Source organism: Plantactinospora sp. B6F1 (assembly GCF_040120695.1).
Classification (GTDB): Bacteria; Actinomycetota; Actinomycetes; order Mycobacteriales; family Micromonosporaceae; genus Plantactinospora.
Genome location: NZ_JBEEAC010000002.1, coordinates 72,772 through 85,715, shown reverse-complemented (window position 1 = coordinate 85,715; position 12,944 = coordinate 72,772). Strand labels below are relative to the sequence as shown.

Annotated in this window: 10 protein-coding genes and 1 pseudogene; 6 read left to right on the top strand and 5 right to left on the bottom strand. The window is 72.1% G+C overall.

The genetic code is table 11. The features are described from left to right. Entirely contained in the window at window positions 1–1,374 is a 1,374-nt protein-coding gene (locus ABNF97_RS03515; protein ID WP_349337629.1) for a serine/threonine-protein kinase, read from the top strand. A 19-nt stretch (window positions 1,375–1,393) separates the two neighbouring features. Next, window positions 1,394–3,199 (top strand): Stk1 family PASTA domain-containing Ser/Thr kinase, encoded by a 1,806-nt coding sequence (gene pknB, locus ABNF97_RS03510; RefSeq protein ID WP_130461182.1) that lies wholly within the window; start codon window positions 1,394–1,396, stop codon window positions 3,197–3,199. A gap of 93 nt (window positions 3,200–3,292) precedes the next feature. Here the strand turns inward: pknB and ABNF97_RS03505 are convergent, their stop codons facing one another. From ABNF97_RS03505 to ABNF97_RS03490, 4 genes and pseudogenes are all read right to left on the bottom strand, one after another. Further along, window positions 3,293–3,943, bottom strand: a complete 651-nt coding sequence (locus tag ABNF97_RS03505) for an aminodeoxychorismate/anthranilate synthase component II (protein WP_349337628.1) — start codon at window positions 3,941–3,943, stop codon at window positions 3,293–3,295. Window positions 3,944–3,948: 5 nt separating this feature from the next. Then, window positions 3,949–4,251: a hypothetical protein gene (locus tag ABNF97_RS03500; protein ID WP_130461180.1), complete on the bottom strand. Its 303-nt coding sequence runs from the start codon at window positions 4,249–4,251 to the stop codon at window positions 3,949–3,951. Between the two features lie 6 nt (window positions 4,252–4,257). Continuing rightward, a pseudogene (locus ABNF97_RS03495) lies at window positions 4,258–5,343 on the bottom strand (class E sortase); the annotation flags it as partial. Between the two features lie 1,160 nt (window positions 5,344–6,503). Continuing rightward, window positions 6,504–7,313, bottom strand: a complete 810-nt coding sequence (locus ABNF97_RS03490; RefSeq protein ID WP_130461179.1) for a DUF881 domain-containing protein — start codon at window positions 7,311–7,313, stop codon at window positions 6,504–6,506. A gap of 225 nt (window positions 7,314–7,538) precedes the next feature. Between ABNF97_RS03490 and ABNF97_RS03485 the strand changes: the two genes are divergently transcribed. The 4 genes from ABNF97_RS03485 (at window position 7,539) to ABNF97_RS03470 (ending at window position 12,190) form a co-directional block, all read left to right on the top strand. After that, window positions 7,539–7,802: a cell division protein CrgA gene (locus ABNF97_RS03485; RefSeq protein WP_130461178.1), complete on the top strand. Its 264-nt coding sequence runs from the start codon at window positions 7,539–7,541 to the stop codon at window positions 7,800–7,802. A 233-nt stretch (window positions 7,803–8,035) separates the two neighbouring features. Next, a complete protein-coding gene (locus ABNF97_RS03480) occupies window positions 8,036–10,228 on the top strand; it encodes a heterodisulfide reductase-related iron-sulfur binding cluster (protein ID WP_130461177.1) in 2,193 nt (730 codons plus the stop codon). 109 nt (window positions 10,229–10,337) lie between these two features. Further along, window positions 10,338–11,555, top strand: a complete 1,218-nt coding sequence (locus ABNF97_RS03475; RefSeq protein ID WP_349337626.1) for a sensor histidine kinase — start codon at window positions 10,338–10,340, stop codon at window positions 11,553–11,555. Then, complete coding sequence (locus ABNF97_RS03470; protein WP_130461176.1) at window positions 11,546–12,190, top strand: response regulator; 645 nt, start codon at window positions 11,546–11,548, stop codon at window positions 12,188–12,190. Before ABNF97_RS03475 ends, ABNF97_RS03470 begins: the two co-directional genes overlap by 10 nt. Window positions 12,191–12,252: 62 nt before the next feature. Here ABNF97_RS03470 and ABNF97_RS03465 read toward each other — a convergent pair whose 3' ends face one another. Continuing rightward, window positions 12,253–12,921, bottom strand: a complete 669-nt coding sequence (locus ABNF97_RS03465; RefSeq protein ID WP_130461175.1) for a DedA family protein — start codon at window positions 12,919–12,921, stop codon at window positions 12,253–12,255. Window positions 12,922–12,944 lie beyond the last annotated feature (23 nt).

Genomic DNA, 12,944 nt, shown 5'->3' with positions numbered 1-12,944 from the left:
ATGCTGAAGCCCGGAGTGCTGCTCGGCAACCGGTACCGCCTCGACGAGCGGATCGCCGGCGGCGGCATGGGCGACGTCTGGCGGGGCACCGACGAGGTGCTCGGCCGTACGGTGGCGGTCAAGATCCTGCTGCCGGCCCTGCTCGACGAGCCGGGCTTCGCCGAGCGGTTCCGGGGCGAGGCCCGGACCATGGCCACCATCAACCATCCCGGGGTGGTGGACGTCTACGACTACGGCAGCGACCAGCAGATCGCCTTCCTGGTCATGGAGTACGTCGAGGGCGACGCGCTGTCCCGGACGCTGAGCCGGGTCGGCCGGCTCACCCCGGCCCGCACCATGGCGCTGGTCGCGCAGGCCGCCGACGCGTTGCAGGCCGCGCACGACAAGGGCATCGTGCACCGGGACGTGAAGCCGGGCAACCTGCTGGTCCGGCCGAACGGCACGCTCGTGCTGACCGACTTCGGCATCGCCCGCTCGGCCCTGGTCGGGCAGCTCACCGCCGCCGGTTCGGTGCTCGGCACGGCGTCCTACATCTCCCCGGAGCAGGCGGCGGGCGAGGTGGCGACCCCCACCTCCGACGTCTACGCGCTCGGCGTGGTCGCGTACCAGTGTCTCGCCGGCCGGCGGCCCTTCGAGGGCAACAGTGCGATCGAGATCGCGATGAAGCACGTCCGGGACGCTCCCCGGCAGCTCCCCGGCGACATCCCACCGGCGATCCGGGCGATCGTCGAGCGGTCGATGGCGAAGGACCCCAAGGCCCGCTGGCAGAGCGCCGCGGAGTTGGCGGCGGTGTCCCGGCAGGCCGCGGCCACGATCGGGATGGCCGGCCAGCCCGGGCGCCCGGTAGGGTCGCTGCCGGTGCCGCCACAGCGCCCCGCACCGCAGCCGCCCGCGCCGGCAATGCCGCCCCGGCCGACCTCGGTTCCGCCCGCGCCCCGGGTGCCACCCGGCGCCGCGCGGGTCGCGCCGGCAGCGCCACACTCCCCGGCAGCCGTGCCGGTGGCCCGGCCGCCGGCCGGTACGGCGCCGGTCGGACCCGCCGGCTACAACCGGGGCGCGGCCCCGGTGCCGCAGCCGGTCCGGCCCCGACCGGAGGTCGCATACTCGTATCCGGGACGTCCGGCCGTACCGCCGTCGTCGTCCGGGAACCGCTCGCTGCTGATCGCGCTCTTCGTCGTGTTGGGCATGTTGGTAATGATCTGCTCGGGCGTGATTGCCTTCAACTGGAGTAAGAACCAGAACCAGAACAGCAGCATGCCAGCGCCCCAGACGGCGACAACGGACATGCGGTCGGCAGCCGGACGCGACGCACCAACCGGTGCGCCGTACCGTCTGGTGGAGCGGACCGTGGACCCCGACGGGGTGACCAGATGAGCGAAGGACGACAGACGAGATGACGGCGCAGGCCCGCCTGCTGGGTGGCAGGTACCAGGTCGGCGAGCTGCTCGGTTACGGCGGCATGGCCGAGGTGCACCGCGGGCGCGACCTCCGGCTCGGCCGCGATGTCGCGATCAAGATGCTTCGTACCGATCTGGCTCGCGACGACACCTTCCAGATGCGCTTCCGCCGCGAGGCGCAGAACGCCGCGTCCCTGAACCACCCCGCGATCGTCGCCGTCTACGACACCGGCGAGGAGATCGCGCCGACCGGTGAGACGCTGCCGTTCATCGTGATGGAGTTCGTCAACGGCCGGACGCTCAAGGAGGTGCTGGCCGCCGAGGGGAGGCTGATGCCCCGGCGGGCCCTGGAGATCACCGCCGACGTCTGCGCCGCGCTGGAGTTCAGCCACCGGCACGGGATCATCCACCGGGACATCAAGCCCGGCAACGTGATGATGACCCAGACCGGCCAGGTCAAGGTGATGGACTTCGGTATCGCCCGGGCGCTGGCCAGCGGTGCCACCACGATGACGCAGACCAGCGCGGTGATCGGTACCGCCCAGTACCTCTCGCCGGAGCAGGCCCGGGGCGAGGCGGTGGACGCGCGATCGGACGTCTACGCCGCCGGTTGTGTCCTGTTCGAGCTACTCTGCGGCCATCCGCCCTTCGTCGGCGACAGTCCGGTCAGCGTCGCGTACCAGCATGTCCGGGAAGATCCGCCGTCGCCGAGCGACCTCAACCCGGACGTCACCCCGCCGATCGACGCGATCGTGCTCAAGGCACTGTCGAAGAACCCGCTCAACCGGTACCAGAGCGCGGCCGAGATGCGGGCCGACCTGCTCCGCGCGGCGGCCGGCCGGCCGGTGATGGCCACCCCGGTGCTGCGCGAGGACCAGACGATGGCGATGTCGCACACCGCCACGACCCGGCAAATCCCGGCCGGTGGGGGTCGGCCGATGCCGCCGGCCCGGGTCGGCGACGCCCGGCGCCGCAAGGCGTCCGCCTGGGTGATCGCCACGCTCAGCGGTCTCGGCGTGCTCGCGGTGATCGCCCTGGTCGCCGCACTGATGATCAATAAGAATGGCGGCGACACACCGGCCACGGTCGAGGTGCCGAACGTAGTCGGCAGCACCCGGGAGGTCGCCGAGAACAGCCTGCGCCAGGTCGACCTGACCCCCAAGCTCGGCGCGGCGGACACCAGCGACGACTGCGAGATCGGGAAGGTCACCGCGCAGAGCCAGCCGGCAAACACCTCCGTCGAGGCGGGAACCGAGGTCGAGATCCGGGTCTGCGAGGGCCCGAAGGCGGTGGAGATCCCGACGAACCTGGTCGGCGGCCGGTACGAGGCGGTGAAGGGCCAACTCGAGCGCCTCGGACTGACCGTGCAGCGCAAGGACGTCAACAGCGAGGAAAACGAGGGCATCGTCGTCAAGGTCGACCCCGCCGAGGGTAAGAAGGTCGCCCCGAACAGCACCGTGGTCGTCGAGGTCTCCCGGGGCAACCTCGTCGAGGTACCCCGAGTCACCGGGCTCCAGGAGGACGACGCGCGGGATGCCCTACGGCGCGCCGGATTCGACGTGAAGGTCGTCGACGGCGAGCCGGTCCCGCCGGCCGAGGCCGGCGAGGTGACCGGGCAGAACCCGCGCGGCGGGGAGAAGAGGCGGACCGGTACGACCGTGACGATCACCGTCAGCGTGCCGGAGGAGGACGACGAGCCGACTCCCCCCGGCCCCACCCCGACGGACAGCCCGGGGCCGGGCACCGGCGGTGGCTCCGGCGGCGAGCTGTTCCCGCCGTTTACCCGGCCGGACGAACGCTGATCGGAACCCGGCCGGCACAGAACGCTGGTCGCACCGAAGCGGAGGGCCGGCCATCCCCGACCGGATAGGTCGGGGATGGTCGGCGGCCCCGGGTCAGGCCGTGACGAAGGCCGACCGACGCCGGGCGTCGACCTCGGCGGCCAGCGCGGGAGCCCGGTCCAGCGCCGAGGGCAGGCCGCAGCCGTCGAGCCAGTTGGCGAGCATCAGGTGGCCACCCTCGGTCAGCACCGACTCGGGGTGGAACTGCACGCCCTCGATCGGCAGCTCACGGTGCCGCATCGCCATCACCACACCGGACTCGGTCCAGCCGGTGACCTCGATCTCCGGCGGCAGGGTCTCCGACGGTACGGCGAGTGAGTGGTACCGGGTCGCGGTGAAGGGTTCCGGCAGCCCGGCGAGGACACCCACCCCCCGGTGCCGCACCTCGGACGTCTTGCCGTGCAGCAGTTCGGGTGCCCGCTCGACGGTAGCCCCGAACGCGGCGCCGATGGCCTGGTGACCGAGGCAGACGCCGAGGATCGGCAGCTTCCCGGCGTACTCGCGGATCACGTCGAGGCAGACGCCGGCCCGGTCCGGGGTACCGGGGCCCGGGGAGAGCAGCACACCGGCCACGCCGAGCCGGCCCACCTCGGCGAGGTCGATCTCGTCGTTGCGGCGTACCTCGCAGTCGGCGCCGAGCTGGCCAAGGTACTGGACGAGGTTGAAGACGAACGAGTCGTAGTTGTCGATCACGAGGACGCGCATCGGGCCTACCTGGTCGGGCTCGGGGGTGGGGTGTTGTTCCGGGTGGTGTCGTACGGCAGGTCGTGCTCGTCGCCGGGCGGCTCGTCACCGGCCCCCGGGTTCTCGCCGTCCACGCCCGGCTCACCGCCCGGATTCCCGGGAACGCCGTTGTCCTGGGTCACCTGGACGTCGTCGAACGGCAGCAGCGGCTCGGCCCACGGAAAGACGACGTACCAGAGCAGGGCGAGCAGGCTCGCGGTGATCAACAGCGAGCCGATCAACTTTCCCGGAAGCCCGAACGGCAGCTTGCGCCAGATCCACCCGTACATGGCGGATCAGCCGTCCAACTCGGGCGGTCGGGGCGAGCCGACCGTCTTCGGATCGGTACGGATCAACTGAGCGTGCACGATCAACCGCTGATAGTTGTCGAATTTCGGGTTGCAGGTGGTCAGGGTCAGCATCGCCTTCGTCGGCTTCGCCCGTGGCCGGCCGGGAACGGGGGCGACCACCTCCACCTGGGTCGGTTTGACGATCCGGGTCTGCGACACGTGGTAGATGAACCAGGCGTCCTTGGACTCCACCACGATCGCGTCGCCGTCGTCGAGCTCGTCCAGCCGCCAGAAGGTGGCCCGGTTCCGGTGGCCGGCGACCGAGAAGTTGCCGACCTGTCCGGGCAGGGCGCTGGTCGGGTAGTGCCCGGGGGCGTACCGGATGTCCTTCTGGGTGACGCCCTCCACCACGACCCACTGCTTGTCCAGCTTCGGGATGTAGAGGCCGGCGATGGGCTTGCCCCGCACCGGCTTGGCCGGTTTGGGGGTGGCGGTGGGCGTGGGACCGACGGTCGGGTCCGGCTCCTCCCACTGCTGGGCCAGCTGCTGGCCCAGGTCGTCCTGGTGCGCGTTGACGATGGTGGACTTGCCCCATACCTCGTACGCCGCGAAGAGGAGGATGACCAGGCCGAAGGTGATCAGTACCTCGCCGGTGGCCCGGATGCCGGTCCTGATCCGGGAGCCGATCGACGGCCGGGTCAGTTCGGAGTAGACGCTCTTGTACCCCTCGCCGATCTGCTCCGGCCGGAGCCGGACAACCCGCTCGCCGCGCTTGGCCTGCTGCTCGACCTCCGTCCCGCCGTCCCCGTCGTCCGCGTCGTCGGCCGCCGCTGGTCGGGGCGGGATCGCGCCGATCAGCGCGGTGGAGTCGATGTCCTCCCGGCGGGGCGTGACCGGGGGCCGGATGTGTGGCAGTGCCGTGGTGGCGTCGTCGGCTCGGCTACCCGAGCCGCGCTGCGGCATCGGCGGGATCGGGGCGGTGGCATCGGGGTCCGGTGGCGCGACGGTCGGGATGAGGGCGGTCGGGCTGTCGGTGCGGCCGGTCCCGTTCACCTGACCGGTTCCGCTACCCCCGTTGACCGGCCCGGCGCGACCGGTCCCGTCGCCCCGACCGGTTCCGCCGGTCCCGTGGCCGTGACCGGTTCCGTGGCCCCCATCGCCGTGATCGGTTCCGCCGGTGCTGTTGGCCTGGGTGGTCTGGTTGGGTCGCGCGGGTGCGCCGCCGAGCCGGTCCGGCGTACCGCCGGGGGCCGGTCGGGCACCGCTGGCGGTAGCCCCCGGCGGCGCCGCGGTAGTCGCGGGCGGTGCCCAGGCATCCGGGGCGGCCGGCACCGGGGTACCCCGCCGGCCGGTGAGGCCGGCATCAGAGGTCGGCTCCCAGCGTCCGGGGTCGGCGGGCGGGACCGGCTCCCGCAACCCGTGGCCGGCGCCCGGACCCGGCTCCCAGGCGCCCGGCCGGACCGTCGGTGCCGGCTCCCAAGGGTCGGCGACGGTGTTCGGCCCCGGCGGCCGGCGCTCGGGATCGACGGCCGGGTCCCACCGGCCGGCGGGCGTCGCCGGCTCCCGGCGATTCGCCGGCGGGTGGGCGATCCGGAACTCGGGCTCGACCGGCGAGTACGGCTGCGGGCGGTTCTCCTCGGGCGTGCCTCGGCGCTGACCGGGGTGGCCGTGCTCGCCCGGACGTGGCCCAGGCGGCCCGGACGGGCCACGCCCGACCGGCTCGGCGGTCGGATAACGGCCGGGATCTCCGACGGATGGGCTGACGGTGCCGCGCACAGGAGGGCTGACAACGCCCGGCGGGCCGACGATGCCGTGCGGTGGCGGGCGGACAGCGCCGTGTGGTGGCGGGCTGACAGCGCCGGGGGTGGGCGGGCCGGGGGTGCCGCGTACCGGAGGCGGAACGGGAAGGGTGCCGTGGGCGGGCAGGTCGATGGTGTCGTGGGCGTCCGGCGGCGCCGGTACGGGCGCCTGCGCTGCCCGGCTCGGCGGCGGTGCCACGACGTGATTGACGGTGATTCGCGGGCGACGGCTCCCGGCGGGCTCTTCCGGCTGGGGGCGGGACGGCCGCGGCTCCCAGTCGGCGCCCGGCGGTTCGTCCGTCTCCGGTGGCCGGCGGGACGGCCGCGGTGCCTGGTCGGCTGCTGACGGCTCGTCGGCCCCGGGCAGCCGGGGGATGAACATGGTCGGGTCGTCGCCGTCCGGCGCGCGGTGCCGACCGTTGCGGGCGGGGTTCGGGTCGCCGGCCACCGGGCTCATCCGAGAACCTCGGCCGATCGGAGACCACCGGGACCGTCGTACGCGGGAACCGTCAGGTTGTGCTCCACCGCCTCGTGGTATCCGAGGTGGTAGTGGGTGACGGCGTCCTTGAACAACCGGACTCCCTCGGACGCGGCGAGTGCTCGCTGTAGTGCGGCGGGGTCGCCGATGGCCGTGATCTTGAATGGTGGTGAGTACACCCGACCGTGCAGGAGCAGGGTGTTCCCCACGCAGCGTACCGCGCTGGTGGAGAGGACACGGACACCCATGATTGTCATCGCCTCGGCGCCCCCGGCCCAGAGCGCGTTGACCACGGCCTGTACGTCTCCCTGGTGCACCACGAGATCGTCGTTGCTGGCGTCGGCGGGCAGGCTGCCATCGCCCTGCTGCGGTGCGTCGTCGAGTTCGACGGAGATCCCCGGTCCGGCCAGCGCGGTGAACCCGGCCGCCTCCCGGCTGGCCGCGGCCCGGGCCCGCTGGGCCGCGACCCGGCCGTCGGAGCCGCCGAGAGCCTCGGTCTGGCTCTCCACCTCGTCGCGGAGCGCGGCTGCCCGCTCCTGCCCCGCGGCGACCTGGTCGCGGCGGTTCTCGATGAGCTGGGCGAGCTCCGGGCGCCGGTCCTCGCGCAGCGAGGTGCCGCCGGCGGTGGTGGCCGTGGTGGTGAAGAGCAGCCCGGCGGCGAGGGCGATCAGGGGTACGCCCACCGACCATCCGGGGCGGCGCTCGGCCGACCTCCTGGGCAGTAGCCCCACGGCGACGCGGCGGAGTACCTTCCGCCAGGAGGCGACGCCGGAGGTGTACTCCATCGAGCCTTCCCCCTCACGATCATGGCAATCTGGTAATTATGTCTCAATCGCGGGAATTACCGAGGCGATCCGGGCGTTCCACCGTCTGTACCCGGATGGCTGGGTCCGTGGCCTGATCGGGTTCTCGCGACTACGCTAGCTGTCGAACATTATTGGCCATGGACCGTCGCCCTTGCGTCCGGTTGTCAGGCCGGACGAGGATCACCACCCCCTCAGGAGAGCGCCGTGCCCAAGTCTCAGGTACGTAAGAAGAAGGTGTACACCCCGCCGACGGACGTCCGTCCCACGTCCACGGCGGCGACCCGCAAGCCTAGCCCGGTCTGGCTGCCGGCCACGGCGGTGGCATTGATCGTCTTCGGCATCGGCTGGCTGGTGGTCTTCTACCTGTCCGAGATGGAGTACCCGGTCGCCACCTGGCGGTACTGGAACCTGGCCATCGGCTTCGGCGCGATGGTCGGTTCGCTGGGTCTGCTCTCCCGCTGGCGCTGACCCCGGTCCCACCTCCGCACTCCGGCGCCTCAGGTCGTTCGGCGTACCCTGGCCCCGGGCTCGGCGGGTGTCGAGCGCCTGTTTCGGCGTGGTGACCACGGGTGCGACGATAGTCACGTTACCAATGAGTAACCTCGCCGCGTAGGCTGCGTACATCGTCGTCGCCGTCGGTCGACGGACCGTCGGCCGACGGCTGACGAGGGGTAGGCAGCAGGACGGGGAGGCCAACACGCATGGGCAGCGTCCAGATCGTCACCACGATCCTCGCGGCCGGCATCACCGCGGTCGCGGTATGGCTGGCGACACGCGCGGTGCTGCGGATGACCGCGGTGGTCCGACTCGGGCAGCCCGACCCGGGACGCTTCACCGACCGGGGCACCCGGGCCCGCACCATGCTGGTCGAGACGCTCGGCCACACCCGGATGCTCCGCTGGAGCGTGGTCGGTGCCGCGCACTGGTTCGTGATGGTTGCCTTCCTCGTCCTCTCGCTGCTGGTGCTGGAGGCGTACTTCGAGGTGGTCAGCCCGACCGGTGGGCTGCCGCTGATCGGGCACTGGGTCGGCTACGGGCTGGTCACCGAGCTGATCGGAGTATTCGGGCTGCTCGGGATCCTCGTCCTGATCGGCATCCGGCTGGCCAACCGGCCGAGCAACCCGGCCCGGCTGTCCCGGTTCACCGGCTCGACCATGTGGCAGGGCTACTTCGTCGAGGCCGTGGTGCTGGCCGTACTGATCTGCGGGTTCCTGATCCGGGGCTTCAAGGTCGCCACCGACCACTTCGAGTTCCCGGCCTGGGCCACCCCGGTCAGCCACGCCGTCGGCGCGCTCCTGCCGGCCTGGGAGGCGGGCACCAGCGTCACCGCCCTGGTGAAGATCGCGATCTCCATGACCTGGGTCATCGTCATCGCGCTGAACGTCACCATGGGCGTCGCCTGGCACCGGTTCGCCGCCTTCCCCAACATCTTCTTCAAGCGCGACCCCGGCCGGCCCGGTTCCGGTCTCGGTGCGCTGCGCCCGATGACCAGCAACGGCAAGCCGCTCGACTTCGAGGAGGCCGACCCGGAGTCCGATCAGTTTGGGGTGGCCCAGGTCGAGCAGTTCACCTGGAAGGGGCTGCTGGACTTCACCACCTGCACCGAGTGCGGGCGGTGCCAGTCGCAGTGCCCGGCCTGGAACACCGGCAAGCCGCTCTCGCCGAAACTGCTGGTGCTGTCGCTGCGCGACCACGCGTACGCCAAGGCGCCGTACCTGCTCGCCGGTGGTGGCAAGGACCTGACCGGCGAGGAGAAGGGTACCGAGGCCCAGCTGGCGCAGGTGGACGCGCTGGCGCTGGCCGAGGCGGGCCGGCCGCTGGTCGGCGGCGCCGAGGAACTCGGGGTGATCGACCCGGACGTGCTCTGGTCCTGCACCACCTGCGGCGCCTGCGTCGAGCAGTGCCCGGTCGACATCGAGCACGTCGACCACATCGTGGACATGCGCCGCTACCAGGTGCTGATCGAGTCGAGCTTCCCGTCGGAGGCCGGCGTGATGCTGCGCAACCTGGAGAACAAGGGCAACCCGTGGGGTGCCCCGCCGAACACCCGGGAGGACTGGACCAAGGGGCTCGACTTCGAGGTGCCCCGGGTCGGCGAGGTCGAGGACTTCGAGTACCTCTTCTGGGTCGGCTGCGCCGGGGCGTTCGAGGACCGGGCCAAGAAGACCACCCGGGCGGTGGCCACCCTGCTGCACTCCGCCGGTGTCGACTTCGCCATCCTCGGCGAGGGCGAGACCTGCAGCGGCGACCCGGCCCGGCGGATCGGCAACGAGTTCGTCTACCAGATGCTCGCCCAGCAGAACGTCGAGACCCTCAACGAGGCGTTCGGCGACCGCGAGCCGGCGAAGCGCAAGATCGTGGCCACCTGCCCGCACTGCTTCAACACCCTCGGCAACGAGTACGGCGAACTCGGTGGCGAGTTCGAGGTCGTGCACCACACGCAGTTGCTGGCCCACCTGGTCGCCGAGGGCCGGCTCACCCCGGTCCAGCCGGTGGACGGCGGCCTGACCTACCACGACCCGTGCTACCTGGGCCGGCACAACCGGGTCTTCACCCCGCCCCGCGAGGTGCTCGGCGCGGCGGCGGCCGACGGGATCACCGAGATGCCGCGTAACCAGGAGCGCTCCTTCTGCTGCGGCGCCGGTGGTGCCCGGATGTGGATGGAGGAGCGGATCGGTAAGCGGATCAACGTCGACCGGGTCGAGGAGGCGATGTCGACCGGCGCGAAGACGATCGCCGTCGGCTGCCCGTTCTGCTCCACGATGCTCAACGACGGAGTCAACGGCAAGGAGGCCGGCGAGCAGGTCGAGGTGGTCGACGTCGCCACCGTACTGCTCCGCTCGGTGACGCCGGCCGCCCCCGGCGACCCCGAACCGGCCGACACCGCCGGCTGAGCATGGGCTGGCCGGCTCCGAGGGCCGGCTGAGCCCGGGCTGGCCGGCCCTGCGGTGCGGGACTCCCCAGCCCGTTACCTGCGGAAAACCGCACCGGTAACCTCCAGAGGTGTCAGCAGGGCCGGAGATCGCGAGCCGGGGTGCCGAACCGGCGCCCCGGCCGGACGCCGGACGTACGCTGCCGGGTCTGCTCCGCCGCTCGTTCCGGCTCGGCGTCGGACTCCTGATCGGCGCGGTGACCGCGACGGTGGAGCTGACGTACCTGCTCGGGCTGGGCGCGATCCTGCTGGTGCTCCGGGTACGCGCCGACTCCGACCGGGCGACGGCGGACCGGATCGTCCAGCGGATCGAGACCGGTGCCCGGCAGTTGGCCGAGGTCGAACGGTGGCGGCTGGAGACGTTCCTGGGCAGCGAGAACGCGGCCGACTGCACCGGCCGGCGGGCCGTACGCTACCTCGCCCTGCGCTGGGCGGTCGGCATGCTCGGCGGCTTCGTACTGCTGCTCTTCGGCTGGGGCGTGCTCTCCGGCGGGCTCTGGATCTGGGAGGCGGTACGCGGCGAGAGCAGCCCGCTGACCTTCCTGGCCCAGCTCGTCCTCGGGCTGGTCGGCCTCTTCCTGGTGGTGCAGGGCAGCACCGGAGTGGTCGCACTGGATCGCCGACTGGCCCGGCGGTTCCTCGGACCGAGCGGCCGGGAGGTGCTCGAACGGCGGATCACCGAGCTGGCCACCAGCCGGGCCGGGGTGGTGGCGGCGGTCGACGCGGAGCGGCGGCGGATCGAGCGGGACCTGCACGACGGCGTACAGCAGCGGCTGGTCGCGCTCGGCATGCTGGTCGGCCGGGCCCGCCGCACCGCCGACCCGATCAGGGCGGCGGAGCTGCTGCGCCAGGCGCACGAGGAGTCCGGTCGGGTCCTCGACGACCTCCGCGAGGTGGCCTGGCGGGTCTATCCGACCGCGCTGGACAACCTGGGGCTGGCCGACGCGCTGGCCCGGGTCGCCGAACACGCCGGGCTGCCGGTCCGGATCGACCACCGGCTGACCGGCCGGCCGGGACGGGCGGTCGAGACCGCCGCGTACTTCGTGGTCTCGGAGGCGGTGACCAACGCCGCCAAGCACGCCCGGGCCAGCCGGGTCGACGTCGAGATCGCGGCCCGGGACGGCCGGCTGGTCGTGACGGTCGTCGACGACGGCGTCGGCGGTGCCGACCCGACCGGCGTCGGCCTGTCCGGACTGGCCCGCCGGATCGCCGCGCTGGACGGCCACCTCCGGGTGGCGAGCCCGGCCGGCGGCCCCACCACCGTCGTCGCGGAGCTGCCGTGCGAGTGATGTTGGCCGAGGACTCGATCCTGCTCCGGGAGGGGCTGGTCCGGCTGCTGGCCGAGGAGGGACATCGGGTCACCGCCGCCGTCGGCGACGCGAACGCGCTGGTCACGGCCGTCGCGGCAGATCCGCCGGAGGCGGTGGTGGTCGACGTGCGGATGCCGCCGACCCACACCGACGAGGGGCTGCGCGCCGCGCTGGAGATCCGCCGCCGCTGGCCCGCCGTCGGGGTGCTGGTGCTCTCCCAGTACGTCGAGAAGCGGTACGCCGTGGAGCTGCTGACCAGTCAGAGTGGCGGTGTCGGGTACCTGCTCAAGGACCGGGTGGCCCAGGTCGGGGAGTTCCTCGACGCGCTCGCCCGGGTGGGCGACGGCGGCGCCGCCTTCGACCCGGAGGTGGTACGCCAACTGCTGGCCCGGACCAGCCACACCGACCCGCTGAGCCGGTTGACCGTACGGGAGCGGGCGGTGCTCGACCTGATGGCGCAGGGGCACACCAACGCCGCCATCGCCGGGCAGCTGCACGTCTCGCAGAGCGCGGTCGAGAAGCACGTGAACGCCATCTTCGACAAGCTGGACCTGGCACACGTCACCGGGTACAGCCGGCGGGTGCTCGCCGTACTCCGCTACCTCGGGGGCTGACGTAAGGAAGGGCCCCTTCTTATCGTTTTCTGGTGTAGAAGGGGCCCTTTCCGTACAACTCGTCATGCTCGGTGGCGGCTGCGTGGGCGGTCGCGCCGGGCCAGCCGGGCGAGCACGAACCAGCCGACGGCGAGCGCCACCGTCACGATCACCAGCTTCTGGAACAGGCTGGCGTACTCCTCGACCAGGTGCCAGTTCTCGCCGAGCAGGTAGCCGGCCAGCACGAAGACGGTGTTCCAGATCAGGCTGCCGAGGGCGGTGCAGAGCAGGAAGGCGTCGAGCCGCATCCTTTCGATGCCGGCCGGGATCGAGATCAGGCTGCGGAAGATCGGGATCATCCGGCCGAGGAGGACCGTCTTGACCCCGTGCCGCACGAACCACGCCTCGGTACGGTCCACGTCGGCGAGCCTGACCAGCGGCAGCCGGGCGGCGATCGCCCGGGTACGGTCCCGGCCGAGCAACGCGCCCAGGTAGTAGAGCGCCAGCGCGCCGAGCACCGACCCGAGGGTGGTCCAGAAGATCGCCGACCAGAGACTCATCTCGCCCCGGCTGGCGGCGAAACCGGCGAGCGGCAGGATGATCTCGCTGGGCAGCGGCGGGAAGAGATTCTCCAGCGCCACCGCCAGGCCCGCTCCGGGGGCACCGAGCCTGTCCATCAGGTCGGTCGCCCACTCGGCGATCCCGCTCAGCGGGGTGGGTTCGGCGGCCACCGGGGCCGTATTATCGATCATGAATCCGACGCTAGTATGCGTGG

Bases quoted from the DNA above. Each gene is read 5' to 3' on its own strand.
- ABNF97_RS03465 (WP_130461175.1), bottom strand. From the start codon at position 12,921: ATGATCGATAATACGGCCCCGGTGGCCGCCGAACCCACCCCGCTGAGC.
- ABNF97_RS03500 (WP_130461180.1), bottom strand. From the start codon at position 4,251: ATGTACGGGTGGATCTGGCGCAAGCTGCCGTTCGGGCTTCCGGGAAAG.
- pknB (WP_130461182.1), top strand. From the start codon at position 1,394: ATGACGGCGCAGGCCCGCCTGCTGGGTGGCAGGTACCAGGTCGGCGAG.
- ABNF97_RS03480 (WP_130461177.1), top strand. From the start codon at position 8,036: ATGGGCAGCGTCCAGATCGTCACCACGATCCTCGCGGCCGGCATCACC.
- ABNF97_RS03505 (WP_349337628.1), bottom strand. From the start codon at position 3,943: ATGCGCGTCCTCGTGATCGACAACTACGACTCGTTCGTCTTCAACCTC.
- ABNF97_RS03515 (WP_349337629.1), top strand. From the start codon at position 1: ATGCTGAAGCCCGGAGTGCTGCTCGGCAACCGGTACCGCCTCGACGAG.
- ABNF97_RS03490 (WP_130461179.1), bottom strand. From the start codon at position 7,313: ATGGAGTACACCTCCGGCGTCGCCTCCTGGCGGAAGGTACTCCGCCGC.